This window comes from uncultured Boseongicola sp. (assembly GCF_937988555.1).
Lineage (GTDB): Bacteria > Pseudomonadota > Alphaproteobacteria > Rhodobacterales > Rhodobacteraceae > Boseongicola.
Genome location: NZ_CALJXO010000036.1, coordinates 1 through 17,537, shown reverse-complemented (window position 1 = coordinate 17,537; position 17,537 = coordinate 1). Strand labels below are relative to the sequence as shown.

The 17,537-nt window shown below is 58.7% G+C and carries 12 protein-coding genes; 7 read left to right on the top strand and 5 right to left on the bottom strand.

Annotated elements, in window-relative coordinates; genetic code table 11:
• The first annotated feature begins 428 nt into the window (after nucleotides 1-428).
• The 5 genes from ileS (at nucleotide 429) to Q1B15_RS01890 (ending at nucleotide 9,079) form a co-directional block, all read left to right on the top strand.
• Nucleotides 429-3,320 (top strand): isoleucine--tRNA ligase, encoded by a 2,892-nt coding sequence (gene ileS, locus Q1B15_RS01910; protein ID WP_299749306.1) that lies wholly within the window; start codon nucleotides 429-431, stop codon nucleotides 3,318-3,320.
• Between the two features lie 9 nt (nucleotides 3,321-3,329).
• The gene (locus Q1B15_RS01905) at nucleotides 3,330-3,782 is read left to right on the top strand and encodes a methylated-DNA--[protein]-cysteine S-methyltransferase (protein WP_299749303.1); all 453 of its coding nucleotides are present in this window, start codon (nucleotides 3,330-3,332) and stop codon (nucleotides 3,780-3,782) included.
• Nucleotides 3,783-3,822: 40 nt separating this feature from the next.
• Entirely contained in the window at nucleotides 3,823-5,100 is a 1,278-nt protein-coding gene (gene lysA, locus Q1B15_RS01900; RefSeq protein WP_299749300.1) for a diaminopimelate decarboxylase, read from the top strand.
• Between the two features lie 28 nt (nucleotides 5,101-5,128).
• Entirely contained in the window at nucleotides 5,129-7,723 is a 2,595-nt protein-coding gene (locus tag Q1B15_RS01895; protein WP_299749297.1) for a TIGR02302 family protein, read from the top strand.
• A 99-nt stretch (nucleotides 7,724-7,822) separates the two neighbouring features.
• Entirely contained in the window at nucleotides 7,823-9,079 is a 1,257-nt protein-coding gene (locus Q1B15_RS01890; RefSeq protein ID WP_299749294.1) for a lytic murein transglycosylase, read from the top strand.
• On the opposite strand, the gene Q1B15_RS01885 is transcribed toward Q1B15_RS01890, so the two are convergent.
• Both Q1B15_RS01885 and Q1B15_RS01880 read right to left on the bottom strand, forming a co-directional pair.
• Entirely contained in the window at nucleotides 9,076-9,648 is a 573-nt protein-coding gene (locus Q1B15_RS01885; protein WP_299749291.1) for a DNA-3-methyladenine glycosylase I, read from the bottom strand. The two genes, Q1B15_RS01890 and Q1B15_RS01885, sit on opposite strands and share 4 nt — an antisense overlap.
• Nucleotides 9,649-9,918: 270 nt before the next feature.
• The gene (locus tag Q1B15_RS01880) at nucleotides 9,919-10,233 is read right to left on the bottom strand and encodes a DUF3775 domain-containing protein (protein WP_299749288.1); all 315 of its coding nucleotides are present in this window, start codon (nucleotides 10,231-10,233) and stop codon (nucleotides 9,919-9,921) included.
• 142 nt (nucleotides 10,234-10,375) lie between these two features.
• Here Q1B15_RS01880 and Q1B15_RS01875 point away from each other — a divergent pair, with 142 nt between their 5' ends.
• Nucleotides 10,376-11,707, top strand: coding sequence for a GH1 family beta-glucosidase (locus Q1B15_RS01875; protein WP_299749285.1), 1,332 nt, complete (start codon nucleotides 10,376-10,378; stop codon nucleotides 11,705-11,707).
• Nucleotides 11,708-11,720: 13 nt separating this feature from the next.
• Here Q1B15_RS01875 and Q1B15_RS01870 read toward each other — a convergent pair whose 3' ends face one another.
• The 3 genes from Q1B15_RS01870 to Q1B15_RS01860 all read right to left on the bottom strand — a co-directional run bounded on the left by Q1B15_RS01870 (nucleotide 11,721) and on the right by Q1B15_RS01860 (nucleotide 16,179).
• Nucleotides 11,721-14,858 (bottom strand): error-prone DNA polymerase, encoded by a 3,138-nt coding sequence (locus Q1B15_RS01870; protein WP_299749282.1) that lies wholly within the window; start codon nucleotides 14,856-14,858, stop codon nucleotides 11,721-11,723.
• Between the two features lie 371 nt (nucleotides 14,859-15,229).
• Nucleotides 15,230-15,703: a hypothetical protein gene (locus Q1B15_RS01865; protein WP_299749279.1), complete on the bottom strand. Its 474-nt coding sequence runs from the start codon at nucleotides 15,701-15,703 to the stop codon at nucleotides 15,230-15,232.
• Complete coding sequence (locus Q1B15_RS01860) at nucleotides 15,700-16,179, bottom strand: RNA pyrophosphohydrolase (RefSeq protein WP_299749276.1); 480 nt, start codon at nucleotides 16,177-16,179, stop codon at nucleotides 15,700-15,702. Before Q1B15_RS01860 ends, Q1B15_RS01865 begins: the two co-directional genes overlap by 4 nt.
• Before the next feature lie 177 nt (nucleotides 16,180-16,356).
• Between Q1B15_RS01860 and Q1B15_RS01855 the strand changes: the two genes are divergently transcribed.
• On the top strand, nucleotides 16,357-17,379 hold the full coding sequence (locus Q1B15_RS01855; protein ID WP_299749309.1) for an aspartate-semialdehyde dehydrogenase: 1,023 nt from the start codon (nucleotides 16,357-16,359) through the stop codon (nucleotides 17,377-17,379).
• Nucleotides 17,380-17,537 lie beyond the last annotated feature (158 nt).

Sequence of the window (17,537 nt, the reverse complement as noted above, 5' to 3'; positions counted from 1 at the left end):
CGCGTAACGCGTCTGGTGCAGCGGGCTTTGACGGGACTATTTGAAAAGTCTCAGCAAAGCGACTGAGGGTCCGGGTCTGGGAGAGTTTGGATCAGACCCTTGGGACATGATCGACCCTGATCGACCCTGATCGGCTGTCGTGGATGTGATCGAGAATTTTCCTGATCAGTGCCGGATAGGGGTGCGCGATGCAGGCTTTTGAAGTCTTCTTCGCCTGTCAGCACATCTCTTGCCGGAGACATGGATGGAGTTCCCGTCTTTACCTCGCGTAGAGGCGACACTATAGAAATTGGCTATGGTTATGCAGACCGCAATCATCATTCGAATTACTGGCCCGGCGCTCTGACAATGAGCCGCCGGGTTTTAGGCGTTGAGTTTCTCCGCCGCCCCATCCTGATAATGACGACTTATTGAAGGACACAAGCAATATGTGTGCCGATACGCCCGACTACAAAGAAACACTGAACCTCCCAGAAACCGACTTTCCCATGCGCGCAGGTCTGCCCAATCGCGAGCCTGCATGGCTGGAGCGCTGGGCTGAAATGGGGATTTATGATCGTTTGCGCGAGAAAGAAGGCCGCGAGCCGTTCACGCTTCACGACGGGCCTCCTTATGCGAACGGGCATCTTCATATCGGGCATGCGCTTAACAAAATCCTGAAGGATATGGTCGTGCGCTCGCAGCAGATGATGGGCCGTGACGCGCGGTATATCCCGGGATGGGATTGCCACGGTCTGCCGATTGAGTGGAAGATCGAAGAAAAGTACCGCAAAAAGGGCAAAGACAAGGACGCCGTTGATGTCGTCGAATTCCGTCAGGAGTGCCGCGAGTTTGCGCAAGGTTGGATTGATATTCAGCGCGAGGAATTCAAACGTCTGGGCGTGACCGGCAATTGGGCTGATCCGTATCTGACGATGGACTTCCACGCCGAGCGGGTGATCGCCGAGGAATTCCAGAAGTTTCTGATGAACGGCACGCTGTATCAGGGCTCCAAACCTGTGATGTGGTCGCCGATTGAGCAAACTGCTTTGGCCGAAGCCGAGGTCGAGTATCACGACAAGGACAGCTTTACGGTTTGGGTGAAGTTCCGCGTTAATGAAACGTCGGATGACCGGTTGCAGAACGCGTTTGTGGTCATCTGGACGACAACGCCCTGGACGATCCCGTCAAACAAGGCGGTCGTCTATGGCTCGGACTTTTCTTACGGGCTTTATGAGGTCACCGGGCGGCCCGAGGAGTGCTGGGCGCGCATCGGGGAGCGCTACATCCTTGCGGACAAGCTGGCGGCGGATGTGCTTGGACGCGCGCGGCTGGACGAGACAATGTATCGCCGGTTGGGCGACGTGGACCCGTCTGTCATCCGCGGCCTGAAGCATCCGCTCCATGGCGCTGAAGGCGGCAACGGCGAGTGGGACGATATCCGTGATTTCCGGGCGGCTGACTTTGTCACCGACGAGGAAGGTACGGGCTTTGTCCACTGTGCGCCAAGCCACGGCATGGAGGAATATGAGCTTTATCGCGATCTTGGGATGCTGGCTCAGGTCATCACCTACAACGTGCTGGATGATGGGTCGTTCCGGGCCGATCTGCCGTTTTTTGGCGGCAAGTTTATCCTGTCGCGCAAAGGCGGTGAGGGTGATGCCAACAAGGCGGTGATCGACAAGCTGGCCGAGGTTGGCGGATTGCTGACGCGCGGGAAGATCAAGCATAGCTATCCCCATTCGTGGCGCTCGAAGGCGCCGGTGATCTATCGCAATACGCCGCAATGGTTTGCGGCGATTGATAAGCCCGTTGGCGATGGCCGGGACCAGTTCGGCGAAACGATCCGCGCGCGCGCTCTGACCGAGATCGACAATGTGAAATGGACACCGAAAACGGGTCGTAACCGGCTTTATTCGATGATGGAAGCACGGCCTGACTGGGTGCTGTCGCGGCAGCGGGCCTGGGGCGTGCCTTTGACATGCTTCGTGAAAAAGGGTGCTTTGCCGACGGACGAGGGGTTCTTGTTGCGCAATGAAGCCGTGAACGCGCGGGTTTTGGAGGCGTTCGAGGTTGAGGGTGCGGACGCATGGTACAAACCGGGGGCGAAAGAGCGGTTCCTTGGGAATGACGTGCCCGCGGACGATTATGAACAGGTTTTCGATATTCTCGATGTTTGGTTCGATTCCGGATCGACCCATGCGTTTGTTCTGCGAGACCGCGCCGATGGGTCGGAGGACGGGATTGCGGACCTTTATCTTGAGGGGACCGACCAGCATCGCGGATGGTTCCATTCGTCGCTTTTGCAGTCTTGCGGAACCAATGGGCGCGCGCCTTATCGCGGTGTGCTGACCCACGGGTTCACGCTGGATGCAAAGGGCATCAAGATGTCCAAGTCGCTGGGCAACACGATCGTGCCGGATGCCGTGGTCAAGCAATACGGCGCTGACATCTTACGGCTTTGGGTGGCTCAGACGGACTACACGGCGGATCAGCGCATCGGGCCGGAGATCCTGAAAGGTGTTGCGGACAGTTATCGCCGTCTGCGGAACACGTTCCGCTTCCTTTTGGGCAATCTCGGCGATGCGCCGATTGACGTTGCCCCGGCGGATATGCCGGAATTGGAGCGCCTGGTATTGCACCGGTTGGCGGAGTTGGATCACAAGGTGCGCACAGGCTACGCGGCCTATGATTTCCAAGGCGTGTTCCGGGCGGTGTTTGATTTCGCGACGACGGATTTGTCGGCGTTCTACTTCGATATCCGCAAGGACGTCCTCTATTGTGACGGTGACACGATTGAGCGGCGGGCCGCTTTGGCTGTTCTGGAGCTTGTGCTGGCGCGACTGAATACTTGGCTGGCGCCGGTGCTGACATTCACGATGGAAGAAGTCTGGTTGGAACGGTTGGGCGGCGATAGTTCGGTGCATTTGCAGGATTTCCCGGAGACGCCGAAAGACTGGCTGGACGAAGGATTGGCTGCGAAGTGGGCTAATATTCGTCGCGTGCGCCGCGTTGTGACTGCAGCTCTGGAAGTCCAGCGGCGTGACAAGGTGATTGGGGCGTCGCTTGAGGCGGCTCCGGTCGTTCATGTCGAAGACGCCGATGTTTTGGCGGCGCTGAAGACGGTAACGTTTCATGATATCTGCATCACCTCGGCGATTTCTCTGACCGCAGATCCGGTACCTTCTGAGGCGTTCCGTTTGCCCGAGGCTGAGGGAATTGGCGTGGTGTTTGAGACGGCGGACGGCGAGAAATGTCAGCGGTGCTGGAAGATTTTGCCGGACGTGGGGTCTCATGGTCATGCCAAGACATGTTCACGTTGTGATGCGGCCCTTGGATGAAGGTGTCCCATGCCTTCTCTGAGGCGAGAAACTCCGCTGGGGCCGGTGACGCTTGTCGAGGAAGACGGTGCGCTTGTGGTGTTAGATTGGGGTGGATCTGGCGCGGATGAAACGCCTGTGCTGATCGAGGCGCATCGGCAGTTGGCGGCTTATTTTGCAGGTGAACTAACTGAATTTGATCTGCCGCTTGCGCCGAAGGTATCCGTGCGGCAGCGAGCTTTTTTAGATGCTCTGATCGCGATCCCGTTCGGGGACACCAAGACCTATGGCGAGATTGCCCTAGAAACCGGCATGTCAGCGCAAGGGGCCGGGCAGGCCTGTGGCGCCAATCCAATTGCGATCATTATTCCCTGTCATCGGGTGACAGGCACCGGCACCCTTGGCGGGTTCTCTGCCAAAGGCGGCGTTGAAACCAAAGTGGCGCTTTTGCGCCATGAGGGCGCGGCGGGCTTGTTGATCTGAGAGCCTTGCACGGGGGTCCAACTCTGCTATGTCGCGGCTTATGGATCATTTTCTGTACAGAGACGGCGTTTTGCATGCCGAGGACGTGGCGATCCCGGAGATCGCTGACGCTGTTGGCACGCCGTTTTACGTGTATTCGTCTGCGACTTTGACGCGGCATTACCGGCTGTTTGACGACGCGCTTGAGGGGATGGACCATCTGGTTTGCTACGCAATGAAGGCAAACTCCAATCAGGCGGTTTTGAAACTGATGGCGTCGCTTGGGGCGGGCGTCGATGTGGTGTCTGGCGGCGAATATCTTCGTGCAAAGGCGGCAGGGTTTGCAGGCGACAAGATCGTGTTTTCCGGCGTCGGCAAAACGCGCGATGAGATGCGTTTGGCGCTTGGGGGCAGTATCCGGCAGTTCAACGTCGAGAGCGAGCCAGAGATGGTTGTGCTGTCTGAGGAGGCCGTGAGGCTTGGCGTTGTCGCCCCGATCACCGTTCGGGTGAACCCGGACGTAGATGCGAAGACCCACGAAAAGATCGCGACGGGTAAATCAGAAAACAAGTTTGGTATTCCGATTGCGCGTTCGCGTGAGGTTTATGCGCTTGCGGCAAGTCTGCCAGGTCTCGAAGTCATTGGGATCGATGTGCATATCGGCAGCCAGCTGACATCGCTTGAGCCGTATGAGCAGGCTTATCTGAAGGTGGCCGAGCTCACCGAGATACTGCGCGCGGATGGGCACACCATTCGCCGGCTTGATCTTGGGGGCGGGCTGGGTATTCCCTACGAGCGTTCAAACACCGCGCCGCCTTTGCCGGCCGAATACGGGGCGTTGGTTAAGCGTACGCTTGGGCACCTCGGCTGCGAGATCGAAATTGAGCCGGGGCGGCTGATAGCCGGGAATGCCGGAATTTTGGTCAGTGAAGTGATCTATGTAAAATCCGGCGAGGGGCGCGATTTTCTGATCCTTGACGCTGCAATGAACGACCTGATCCGACCGGCGATGTATTCGGCATATCACGATATTCTGCCTGTCGTTGAGCCAGACCCTGGAACCGAACAGCAGCCCTACGATATCGTCGGGCCAGTATGTGAGTCGGGGGACACTTTCACCAAGAATCGACCAATGCCACCCATCGGCGCCGGTGAGCTTGTCGCATTCCGTTCCGCGGGCGCTTACGGGGCCGTTATGGCGTCGGAATACAATACGCGGCCTCTGATTCCGGAGGTTTTGGTCCATGAGCATCAATTCGCCGTCATTCGAGCACGTCCGACCTTTGACGAAATCATAAATCGAGATACCATTCCTGAATGGCTTGAGGGCTCGGCATAACCCGAACCCGGCCCTGTATGTTGGTCGAATGACAGAACCGACTGATCTTCCTCCCCAGGCGGCGGAGCGGCTTGCATGGCCGCTGCGCCTGACGTTTGCCGGCCTTGTCGCCGAGCGCGGGGTGCGGGCGTTCTGGCCACTTTGGACAGTGCTTATTGCTGTCCTGGCGGCCCTGATGCTTGGGGTGCAGGATTTGCTGCCGTTAGAGGCGGTTTGGGGCATTGCAGTGGTTTCCGTGCTGGGTGCGTTGTGGGCAGCCGCGCGGGGCATTCAGCACTTTCGCCTGCCTGATCGCGCCGAGGCACTGGACCGGCTTGATCGGACTTTGCCGGGTCGCCCGATTGCTGCTATTTCGGATTCTCAGGCAATTGGTGCGGGTGATCCCGCATCCGAGGCCGTTTGGGCCGCGCATGTCGCCCGGATGGCGGAAAAAGCGCGGGATGCAAAGGCGCCAAAGCCCGATCTGAAGTTATCAGCGCGGGATCCGTATGCTTTGCGCTATGTAGCGCTTTTGGGGCTCACTGTGGCGGTGCTGTTTGGATCGGTCCTGCGGGTTGCCTCCGTTGCAGAGATGACCCCCGGCAATCAGGCGGTTGCCTCGGGACCTTCCTGGGAAGGATGGGTAGAGCCGCCACTGTATACCGGTCTTCCAAGTCTCTATCTGAACGACATTTCCCGCGATGACTTCGAGGTGCCGGAAGGCAGTCGCGTCACCATCCGGTTTTACGGCGAGATTGGCGCGCTTTCTTTGAGCGAAACGGTTTCGATGCGCACCGAAGATGTACCTCCCGCGACGGACCCGGTTCAGGCTTTCGATGTTCTGCAAAGCGGCGGGATCGGAATCGACGGCCCCGGTGGTCAAAGCTGGGACATTACGGTGACCGAGGATGAGAACCCATCAATCGAATTTGACGGACCGATTTCGCAAGGTGAGGGCGGCCGCCTGGAGGCGCCGTTTGTGGCGTCGGATGACTACGGAGTTACCTCGGGACAGATGGTGGTCACACTTGATCTGGCCGAGGTCGAGCGTCGCTATGGATTGACGATTGATCCTGAGCCGCGCGACCCGATCGAGTTGGACATACCGATTACAATTTCCGGCGATCGTACGCAGTTCTCGGAAGTGGTCATCGATGATTTCAGCAAGCATCCGTGGGCAAACTTGCCGGTTTCAGCATCGCTTAGTGCGCAGGATTCGGCAGAACACGAAGGGCTCTCAGCGCCTCAATTTGCCAATCTACCAGGTCGTCGGTTCTTTGATCCCTTGGCGAAAGCGATTGTAGAACAGCGCCGAGATCTGCTTTGGAACCGGGCGAATGCACCGCGGGTTGCGCAGGTTCTGCGGGCTGTTTCGTTTCAGCCCGAAAGCATTTTTAGATCCGAGACGGTCTATTTGAAGCTGCGGTTTGCAGTGCGCCGGTTGGAGACGCGCGTGTCGCTTGGGCGCTTGACTGACGACGTTATCGACGAGACGGCCGCGGCGCTTTGGGGCCTCGCATTGGAGATAGAAGAGGGCGACCTTGGTGACGCTCTGGAGCGTTTGCGGCGGGCACAGGATCGTTTAAGCGAGGCGATTGAGAACGGCGCGACGGATGCGGAAATTGCCGAGTTGATGCAGGAACTGCGCGAGGCGATGCAGGACTACATGAGCCAGCTTGCTCAGCAGCAAGGCGAGGGTGAACAGCCGGAGATGGCTGAGAACCAAGAAATGCAGGAGATGACCGGCGAGCAGCTTCAAGACATGCTTGATCGCTTGCAGGAGTTGATGGAGCAGGGCCGCATGGCCGAGGCACAGCAACTTCTCGATCAATTACGTCAGATGATGGAGAATATGCAGGTTGCCGAAGGTCAGCAGGGTGGTCAGCAAAGCGCCGGCGAGCAGGCTATGGAAGGCCTGGCGGAGACTTTGCGCGAACAGCAGGGCCTTTCGGATGACGCATTCCGGGACCTCCAGGAGCAGTACAATCCAAACGCTCCGGCCGGCCAGTCTCGCGACAACGAAGGTCGTGGCGGCGATGGTGAGCGCCGTGGCGCGCAGAATGATCAGCCGGAAAGCCAAGGCGAAGGTGGCCAACAGGGACGCGGTGGAGAACCCGGCGGTCAGGACCAACAGCAAGACGGTGGCGACGGCAATCTGGCCGACCGCCAACAAGCGCTTCGCGACGAGTTGAACCGTCAGCGCCAAAGCCTGCCAGGGGCTGGTACGCCCGAGGGCGATTCGGCGCGCGATGCGTTGGGCCGTGCGGGCGAGGCGATGGAAAACGCCGAGGATGCGCTTCGTGAGGAAGATTTTGCAGGCGCACTTGATAGCCAGTCACAGGCGATGGAAGCCTTGCGCGAAGGCATGCGAGACCTGGCGGAGCAGATGGCAGAGCAGCAACAACAGCAAGGCGGCCAGCAGGGTCAGCAACTTGGGCAGAACGATCCGAACGGCAGCCGCGACCCGCTTGGGCGCGAAGTGGGCCAGAACGGTCGAATTGGCACGGATGAGCAGCTTTTGCAGGGCGAAGACGTCTACCGGCGTGCCCGCGAATTGCTTGATGAAATTCGCAAACGGTCGGGCGAGCAGAACAGACCCACTGAAGAACTTGAATATCTCAAGCGGCTTCTCGAGCGTTTCTGACGCAAGCGGCGACACATTGCCAATGCTCAAATCTAATCTTTCGCGATCCAAGGTCGAGGCGTAGGCTTGCGAAGAGCAGATAGCAATAACAGGTGGCGCATGCGTGTATATTTGGCGGCAGTTGCCATGCTTTTTTTTGTGTCGAGCGTGGTTGCAAGCCCTGCGCCGGAGTATTCGGTGTATCCAAAGCCGAGACCTGACACAGGAGCGCTGGTGCTGGCCCAGGTAGAGACATCAAACGCGGCTTTTTCACGCTGGATCGAGGGATTCCGCGCTCGGGCGCGTGCGGCGGGCATTCGTGACAGTGTTTTTAATACGTCGTTTCAGGGCGTTCGCTACAACACCGGCGTCGTTCAGAAGGATCGAAACCAGTCGGAATTCACCAAGCAGATCTGGGACTACCTGGATAGTGCGGTGTCAGATGCGCGCGTGCGAAACGGGCGCGCAGCGCTTCGTGACAATGGCCGGGTGCTGCGGGAAATAGAGGCGCGCTACGGGGTTGAGGCCGAAGTTGTCGCGGCGATCTGGGGGCTGGAAAGTGCCTACGGATCCTTCCGGGGAAAAATTCCGATTATCGAGGCGCTTGCAACTTTGGCGTTTGACGGACGACGCGGACGGTTTTTTGAACAGCAACTGATTGCGGCGCTGAAGATTGTTCAGTCTGGCGATGTACGATCTCGCGACATGCGGGGATCCTGGGCTGGGGCGATGGGCCATACGCAGTTTATCCCGACATCGTATCTTTCTTATGCCGAAGATTTTCGAGGGGACGGTAAGCGCGATATCTGGTCGGACGATCCGACGGATGCATTGGCATCGACTGCCGGATATTTGAAGGCGTTTGGCTGGACCAAGGGCCAGCCCTGGGGTGTCGAAGTGCGCCTTCCGCAAGGATTTGACTTTCGCTGGACGGGTGAGCGGATAAAGAAGTCGCCGACGGAATGGGCCGCACTTGGTGTACGTGATGTTAAGGGCGCGCGCGTTGCTGACTTTGGACGAGCCTCGATCCTGTTGCCTGCCGGGGCGCGGGGGGCGGCATTCATGATTTTTAACAACTTTCACGTGATCGAAAGGTACAATTCGGCGGATGTCTATGTGATTGGCGTTGGGCTTTTGAGCGGACGGATTGCCGGTGGAGGACCGCTTCGGGCTAGTTGGCCGCGCGAGGATCGCAATCTTGCCAGCCGCGAGAAACAGGAAATGCAGCAGCTTTTGACGCGGCGTGGCTTCAACACTCAAGGTGTCGACGGGATTATCGGGCCGAATACGATCGCCGCGATCCGCCGGTTTCAGGCGTCTGTTGGGATGATCCCTGATGGCTATGCAAGCTATGAAATTCTGCGGCGGTTGCGTTAGGCGCGGTAGCTCCAGCAGCCTTTGTGATGGTCGTTTACGATGCCGACGGCTTGTAAATACGCATAGATAATCGTGGGTCCGACGAAGGACATACCGCGTTTTTTCAAGTCTTTTGAGATTGCATCGGACAAAGGCGTCGTTGCGGGAATATCAGCGGCGGTTGGCCAATTTCCCTTAAGGGGCTCTCCGTCCACATGCGCCCAGAGCCAGTCAGAAAAGCTGCCAAATTCCTTCTGCATTGCCAGGAAGATACGTGCATTCTTGCGGGCTGCCGGGACCTTCTGGCGGTGCCGGACAATGCCGGGGTTGCTGAGCGCCTTGTGCAACTCGAAATCGGTCATGTTGGCCACGCGTTTGACGTCGAAATTGTGGTAAACGTCCCGGTAGCCCTCGCGCTTTTTGAGGATCGTTTCCCAAGAGAGTCCAGCATGTGCCCCTTCGAGGATCAGCATCTCGAAAAGCATTTGGTCATCCTGCACGGGAACGCCCCACTCGGTGTCGTGGTAGTCGGCGTAAAGTTCGGTGTGGGAGCCGAAACAGCGGGGTTTATCGTCGATTGGTTCTGCCATGGGGCGACGATAGCGGGGTCGGGGCGAGAGGTCACGCGGCGCAACTGACACCGAGTGTCAGGAGAGTTTGCTCTTTTAAGGAGCAAGGGTCGCCCGTTGGGTGTTGCGCGCAATGCCGCTATTCGTAAATGGCTTCTTTTGCTGGGGCGCGCGCAGAAATGCGACGTCGCTATCACGTCGGTTCACGGTGTAGCCAATGGTGGCGCGGCCACGAAATTCGGTGCGCTCACTCACCAAGGATGCCAGTGCGTTAACCGCCAATGGACATTGTCACATGTGATCTTCTGCATCAGCGACGTCAATTCCGAGGGCTTCCAACCCGTCTTCGAGGTATCCAGCGAGGCCAGGAATGCCGGAAAGATACTGTTCGGTCGGGGCGGTGGCTTCGACACGCGCAGTCTCTTTGGCTTCGGCAAACTCGTCCGCGCTGTAAGTTTCGCGACCGACCCACATCAAGGCGACGAGGCTGACTTGTTCGTCGACGTTCATTCCCGAAATATAGTCGGCAAGTTGCGTGCTTTCGGGACCATATTCGCGGCTGAGGAAGATGACGCGAACGATCTTTCCGGTTGAGATATCGAGCATGAATGTGCCCCCCTTTTGCGCAAGCCTAGGCCCTTTGAGGCGGAACGGCCTTGCGCCAGATCAAGCCCAGTCGCGTTGACCTTGTTGGTTTTGCGTACATCCCTTAGGCGTGGTTTCGACCTTGAAGGCGAGGAATTTCGAGATGGCTTTTAATTTTACACGCGCGGATTTTCCGTCGGATTTTCAGTTTGGCGCGGCGACTGCGGCCTACCAGATTGAGGGCACGTCGTTTGGCCGCGTCGGATCTTCGCATTGGGATACCTTTGCGGCGGTTCCGGGCAACGTTGTGAATGCAGAAGACGGACGGGTGGCCTGCGACCACTATCATCGCTGGGGCGCGGATCTTGATCTTGTTCGCGACGGGAATTTCGATGTGTACCGGTTCTCGACGATGTGGCCGCGGGTGATGCCGGACGGGCGGACCGTGAGCGCGGAGGGGTTGGATTTCTATGACCGGCTGGCGGACGGGATTGTGGCGCGGGGGCTGTCTCCCAGCCTGACGCTGTACCACTGGGATATGCCGTCGGCTTTGGCGGATAAGGGGGGCTGGACCAATTCGGATGTGGGCAAGTGGTTTGCCGACTACACCCAAGCGGTGATCGGACGCATCGGGGATCGGATGGACGCGGTCGCGACGATTAACGAGCCTTGGTGCGTTGCGTGGTTATCGCATTTTCTTGGCGGGCATGCGCCGGGATTGCGCGATGTCCGAGCTGCTGCGCGGGCGATGCACCACGTGCTGGTGGCCCATGCGCGGTCGATGGAAGTGATGCGGGCGGCAGGACAGAAGAATCTTGGCATAGTCTTGAACTTTGAGCATTCTCAAGCTGCAAGCGATGCGCCAGAGGATGCGGTGGCGGCGCGGGTTTATGATGGGATTTACAATCGCTGGTTCGCAGGTGCGCTCGCGCATGGGGCTTATCCTGAGGATATCTTAAGCGCATTGACCCCGCATATGCCTGAGGGTTTCGAGGACGACATGGCCGCGATTTCGGGGCCGATTGATTGGCTTGGAGTGAATTATTACACACGGTCTCTGCATCAGAATGTCCCGGGTATGGCTTGGCCGTCTGAGCGTGCGGTGCCGGGCGAGTTGCCGAAGACGGCGCAGGATTGGGAGATTTATCCTGAGGGGCTTTATGGGGTCTTGATGCGCTTGCAGCGGGACTTCACGGGGGACTTGCCGATTTATGTGACCGAGAACGGGATGGCGGGGGGTGATCCCGGAGACCGCGGCGCAGTCGATGATCCGGCCCGTGTGGCGTATTTTGATGCGCATGTGGGGGCTGTTCGCCGGGCGATTGCGGATGGCGCTCCGGTGAAGGGGTATTTTGCCTGGTCGCTTTTGGACAATTACGAATGGGCGTTTGGATATGACAAGCGGTTCGGGATTGTTCATGTGGATTATGAGACCCAGGCCCGGACGCCTAAGGGGTCCTATCGTGCGTTTCAGAAGGCTTTGGCGCGGTCTTGATTTTGCGGCGCGCTTAGCTGCGTGAGGCGGTGGGTGTTTTGGGGCTCTGCCCCGCTCGTGCCGGCGACTCCCCGACGTATTTTTGCAAGGGTGACGCGCTGTCGGGGCCGGTTTCGAGGGGCTTGTATCCGGGCGTGAGTTTGTGGCGCAGGAAGGCCATGGGGTGCGCACGCAAGGTGAGGCGCATCGAGACATAGTCTTCGACGACTTCTTCTCCCAGCGACATCTTGGGCAGGTTTGCCAGCGGCTCAAGGATGCTTTCGCCGTCCATGTCCCCCGAGAACAGCGGCAGAGGTTTTTCCGACGCGATGGCGGCGGCGGCCCAGAGCGCCTTGCGCCGCGTGATGTCGAGGGAGGCAAACGTGTCCGCTTCAGCGAGGACGCGAAGCTGTCGGGGTGGGATGCCTGCGCGGCGCCAGACGTCTTCGATCGAGAGGTAGCCGTTGCCGCGCGCGGCGGCGATCCATGTGGCTTCTTCTTCGCGCATGGATTTGATCTGGCGGAAGCCCAGACGGAGCGCGAGGCCTCCGGTGCCGTCATTTTCCATGATATTGTCCCAGGTCGAGGCGTTGATATCGACGGGGAGGATTTGGACGCCGTGTTCATGTGCGTCTCGGACGATCTGAGCAGGTGCGTAAAAGCCCATGGGTTGGGAGTTTAAAAGCGCACAGGCGAAGATGCCGGGGTGATGGCATTTCAGCCATGAGGAGGCGTAGACGAGAAGGGCAAAGGAGGCGGCGTGGCTTTCGGGGAAGCCGTAGGAGCCAAAGCCTTCGATCTGGGAAAAGCATCGCTCCGCGAAGTCTTCGTCATAGCCGTTCTTGTGCATACCCTTCATGAAGAGGGTGCGGAATTCGCTGACGTTGCCGTGTTTTTTGAAGGTCGCGAGGGAGCGGCGGAGGCGGTCGGCCTGCTCTGGGGTGAAGCCTGCGCCGACGATGGCGATCTGCATGGCCTGTTCCTGAAACAGCGGTACGCCGAGTGTCTTTCCAAGCACTTTTCCAAGCTCATCTGAGGGGAATTCGACTGCCTCTTCGCCGTTGCGGCGTCGAAGGTAGGGGTGGACCATATCGCCCTGGATCGGTCCCGGGCGGATGATCGCGGTCTCAATCACGAGGTCATAGAAGGTGCGCGGCTTCATGCGCGGCAGGAAGTTCATCTGCGCGCGGCTTTCGACCTGAAAGACGCCAAGGCTATCGGCTTTGCAGAGCATGTCGTAGGTGGCAGGGTCTTCGGGCGGCAGGGTCGCCAGCGTGTAATCGGTTTGGTGGTGTCGGGTGATCAGGCCGAAGGCTTTGCGGATGCACGACAGCATGCCGAGGGCGAGGATGTCGACCTTGAGGATGCCCAAGCTGTCGATGTCGTCCTTATCCCAACAGATGACGGTGCGGTCCTCCATCGTAGCGTTCTCAACGGGCACCAGTTCGTCGAGGCGGCCTTCGGTGATGATGAAGCCGCCGACGTGTTGGGACAGGTGGCGCGGGAAGCCTTGGATCTCGAAGATCAGCTCGAGCGTCTGTGCAAGGCGGCGGTCGGTGGGGTCGAGGCCGATTTCCTTTAGTTGCTGGTCGGCCATGCCGGAGGTATCGAAGAAGCCCCAAAGTTGCGAGGAAATCGCGGAGATCGTGTCTTCGGTCAGACCCATCGCACGACCCACTTCGCGGATCGCGCGTTTGCCGCGGTAATGGACGACGGTGGCGCAAAGCCCGGCGCGGTGGCGGCCGTAGCGTTCGTAGATGTGTTGTATAACCTCTTCGCGGCGTTCGTGTTCGAAGTCGACGTCGATGTCGGGGGGCTCGTCGCGGGCCTCACTGACGAAGCGTTCAAAGACCATGGTGCCGATTTCCGGCGAGACCGAGGTGACGCCTAGGCAGTAGCAGACGACGGAATTGGCGGCGGATCCCCGACCCTGGCAAAGAATGCCGCGGGAGCGGGCAAAGGCGACGATGTCGCGCACGGTGAGGAAGTAGGGCTCGTACTCAAGTTTTGAGATCAGGGTGAGTTCATGGGCAAGGAGGGCTTTGACGTGGTCGGAGGCGCCGGCGGGATAGCGCCATTTGAGGCCCTCGTGGGCGAGGCGTGAAAGGCGTTGCGGGGCAGTTTCACCGTTGGTGACCTCGGAGGGATATTCGTAGCGGAGTTCATCGAGCGAGAAGGCGAGACTTCCGGCAAGCTTGGCGGCGCGGGTAACTGCCCCGGCGTGGGGGCCGAGAAGGCGGCAAAGGTCAGTTTCAGAGCGCAGGCGCTGTTCGGCGTTTGCAAGCGCGGCGCGCCCAAGTTCGTCGACTTTGCGGCTGGTGCGCACAGCCGTCAGCACGTCGGCAAGCTTGCGGCGCGATCCGTGGTGCATGAGGGGGGAGGCGCTGGCGACGGTGGGCAGTTTGAGGTCGTCGGCGAGGCACGCCAGGCGGTCGAAGCGTTCGGGGTCCTGACCGTCGTAACGAGGGGCGATAAGCAGGTGGCAATCGGGGCCAAAGTGGCGCGTCAGGCGTGTCGCTTCTTGTCGCCATCCGCTTGCGCCGCGCTTTGCCGTGCGCGGGTTTGGTGGGTGGATCAGAAGGGCAAGATTTGCGCCGAATTCGACCAGATCGTCGGTGCGCAGGTGACAACTGCCTTTTTCGGCCCGGAGGCGCCCGCGCGAGATCAGACGGCACAGGTTTGCCCAGCCTTGCCGGTCTTTGGGGATCGTCGTGACAGTGAAGCCGGTGTCGAGAACGATGCGTGCTGCCGGGATCAGGCGCGGCACATTCAGGATCGCAGCGGAGGCATCTAATGGGAGCGATGGGTGCACGCGGGTTTCGAACGCGGCCTTGGGGCCATCGAGGAAGTCCTCGATTTCTTCCGGCGCGAGGGTGCCATTTTTGCGCCGTTCCGATCCGCCGGGGTAGCTTTCGAGGATCTGCGGTTTCTTGGCCCAAAGCCCGACTGGTACAGGCGGGCCGATCAAGTCGCTGCTTTCACGTTCCTTCACTTGCCGGGCGATTTCGCGCACGCGGGTGTGGGCGCGCACGATGCCCGCGACCGAGTTTTCATCGGCAATTGCGAGCGCCTTTAGGCCCAAAAGGGCGGCGCGGTCGACATATTCCTCCGGGTGCGATGCGCCGGTGAGGAAGGTGAAATTCGAGGTGATATTCAACTCGGCGAAGGCCACGGGTCTGCTTTATCCTTTTAAAAATACCTCGGGGGTCCGAGGGTGGCACCCCCGGTGGGTCGTCCGGCGCGAAGCGCGGGCGTAACCAACGACTCGAGATCATAGTGTAAGATATTCACGTTTTGTTCTCATTGCCAGCATTCTTTAGCGCATGAATTCTACGCGATCCGACCGGATTTCACGCGGCCTCGGCAACTTCCACGGAGGGCGGGTGGAGGATCATTGATTGGAATGACGTCTTTTGGCATGGTTTTGGCAGATACAGGTCTTCCTGAGTGTGTTGCGAGTAAACAGTTCTGTGCCGGCTCTGCCCAATTTGCATATCAGATACAGGGTCGGCACGTTCCCCGCCAAAATGATCGCAACGTCGATTACTCTGCGGTCAGGCAGGTACCAGTCCGGTGGCAGGCAAGGAGACGTTGTTCACCGTCTTTCGACCAAGCCATCGCGGCGCCCCCGCAAGGGTCTGCGGCGAGTGTGTAGGCGGTGTCGTCACCCACTTTCAGCATAGCAAGTTGCTCGCCCTCGAACCCTTCGGCACTGCCGCACCAAGGGCCAAAACACGTGGCTTCGATTTGTATCGGGCGATTGAAGACTGCTCCGAAACCATGGCTGGTCAGGGCATAACCACTCATGACGGCATGGGTTGTGGCGGGAGTTTCCGTGTCCGGATCTGGGGCTCGGGCGGGTTCGCTCAGATCGATGCGGCCACGCACGGCGACAAAGGTGTCTTCGCTGTCGCGGGCTTGTTCGTAAAGGCGAACCGCGTCGGGGGCCATACAGGACAGCGCGAGGGCGGGGCTTGCAATGGCAAGGGATAGAAGGGCGAGGATGACGGTTTTCATACAACGGGCTCCAATCGATCGCGGAAGGCGGCGATGACCTTGGCGTAAACGTCGCGTTTGAACGGGACGATGTCGGCCAGCACCTCGTCGACTGTGGACCAGCGCCACCGGGCGAACTCAACATCGTGCGCTGTGAGATCTATATCGCTGTCGTGTCCTTGGAACCTGAGCAGGGCCCATTTCTGCTTTTGCCCGCGGTAGCGGCCTTTCCACATCTTGCCGAGCAGGTGTTCGGGCAAATCATAAGTCACCCAGTCCGGCATGATCGCTTCGACTGTTACGCACTTTGCGGGCAGGCCAGTTTCTTCGTGAAGTTCGCGCAAGGCGGCGTCTTCAAAGCTTTCACCGTCGTCGATCCCGCCTTGTGGCATTTGCCAGGCACCAGGGGTGTCGACGCGTTCGCCGGTGAAGATCAGGCCATCTTTGTTCACAAGGACGACGCCTGCGCAGGGGCGGTAGGGGAGGTCTTTTGTCATGGCTCCACAGTTTTCAGAGACAGGGGCGATATTCAATAGCGGTGCCGGGTTTGGGCGATTGATGGCGCATATCAGCAAGTTTCATAGCCGAATAAGGCCCTGTGACCCCTTTGCCCCTTTCGCATGGCCCCCAACGGGTCTATAGCCCGCGCGTTCAATGACATGATGGAGGTTACTGTGGGTTATCGGGTCGCCGTTGTCGGCGCCACGGGCAACGTGGGTCGCGAAATGCTGAATATCCTGGCCGAGCGCCAGTTCCCTGCCGATGAAGTTGTGGCTCTTGCGAGCCGCAAATCGATTGGCACTCAGGTCAGCTATGGGGACAAGACGCTTAAAACGAGAGACCTTGAAACGTTCGATTTCACCGGGTTCGACATGGCATTGTTTGCCATCGGATCGGATGCGACGAAGATTTATGCGCCGAAGGCTGCGAAAGTGGGCTGTGTCGTAATCGATAACTCATCGCTCTACCGCTATGATCCGGCTGTTCCGTTGATCGTTCCCGAGGTTAACCCAGACGCGATTGAGGGATATTCAAAGAAGAATATCATCGCCAATCCGAATTGCTCGACCGCGCAGATGGTTGTCGCTCTGAAGCCTTTGCATGATCGCGCAACGATCAAGCGGGTCGTTGTCAGCACATATCAATCTGTGTCCGGCGCCGGCAAAGGAGGGACTGATGAGCTTTGGGATCAGACCAAGAGCATCTACAATCCGACCGACGACAAGCCGCCAAAGACCTTTACTAAGCAGATCGCGTTTAACGTGATCCCGCATATTGATGTTTTCATGGATGATGGTTCCACCAAAGAAGAGTGGAAGATGGTCGCTGAGACGAAGAAGATCATCGACAAGTCCATCAAGGTCACGGCGACCTGCGTACGGGTACCGGTGTTTGTCGGTCATTCGGAATCGATTAATATCGAGACCGAAGAGTTTCTCGATGAGGACGAGGCACGGGATATCCTGCGCGAAAGTCCGGGTATCATGGTTATCGATAAGCGCGAAGACGGTGGCTATGTCACACCGATTGAATGTGTCGGTGAGTTTGCGACGTTCGTCAGCCGTATCCGTCAGGACAGCACGATCGACAACGGGCTGAACTTCTGGTGCGTCAGTGACAATCTGCGCAAGGGCGCGGCTTTGAACGCAGTGCAGATCGCTGAGCTTTTGGGGAATCGCGTTCTAAAGAAGGGCTAGGGCTGACAGAATCGGCAGTCAATTCGAGGGCGTTCCGAAAGGGGCGCCCTTTTTATTGTTTACGCTATCGGATCAGTGGTTCGTCGATACATTCACTGTCCCAAAGGGGGCAAATTGGCTATGGAAAGTTGCGTTGCTGACCGATGGGTGCCGCCTTT

What these genes read in the sequence shown, in the direction of transcription:
- Q1B15_RS01905 (WP_299749303.1), top strand. Translation starts at nt 3,330, where the DNA reads ATGCCTTCTCTGAGGCGAGAAACTCCGCTGGGGCCGGTGACGCTTGTC.
- Q1B15_RS01865 (WP_299749279.1), bottom strand. Translation starts at nt 15,703, where the DNA reads ATGAAAACCGTCATCCTCGCCCTTCTATCCCTTGCCATTGCAAGCCCC.
- lysA (WP_299749300.1), top strand. Translation starts at nt 3,823, where the DNA reads ATGGATCATTTTCTGTACAGAGACGGCGTTTTGCATGCCGAGGACGTG.
- Q1B15_RS01890 (WP_299749294.1), top strand. Translation starts at nt 7,823, where the DNA reads ATGCGTGTATATTTGGCGGCAGTTGCCATGCTTTTTTTTGTGTCGAGC.
- Q1B15_RS01895 (WP_299749297.1), top strand. Translation starts at nt 5,129, where the DNA reads ATGACAGAACCGACTGATCTTCCTCCCCAGGCGGCGGAGCGGCTTGCA.
- Q1B15_RS01875 (WP_299749285.1), top strand. Translation starts at nt 10,376, where the DNA reads ATGGCTTTTAATTTTACACGCGCGGATTTTCCGTCGGATTTTCAGTTT.
- Q1B15_RS01880 (WP_299749288.1), bottom strand. Translation starts at nt 10,233, where the DNA reads ATGCTCGATATCTCAACCGGAAAGATCGTTCGCGTCATCTTCCTCAGC.
- Q1B15_RS01860 (WP_299749276.1), bottom strand. Translation starts at nt 16,179, where the DNA reads ATGACAAAAGACCTCCCCTACCGCCCCTGCGCAGGCGTCGTCCTTGTG.
- Q1B15_RS01885 (WP_299749291.1), bottom strand. Translation starts at nt 9,648, where the DNA reads ATGGCAGAACCAATCGACGATAAACCCCGCTGTTTCGGCTCCCACACC.
- ileS (WP_299749306.1), top strand. Translation starts at nt 429, where the DNA reads ATGTGTGCCGATACGCCCGACTACAAAGAAACACTGAACCTCCCAGAA.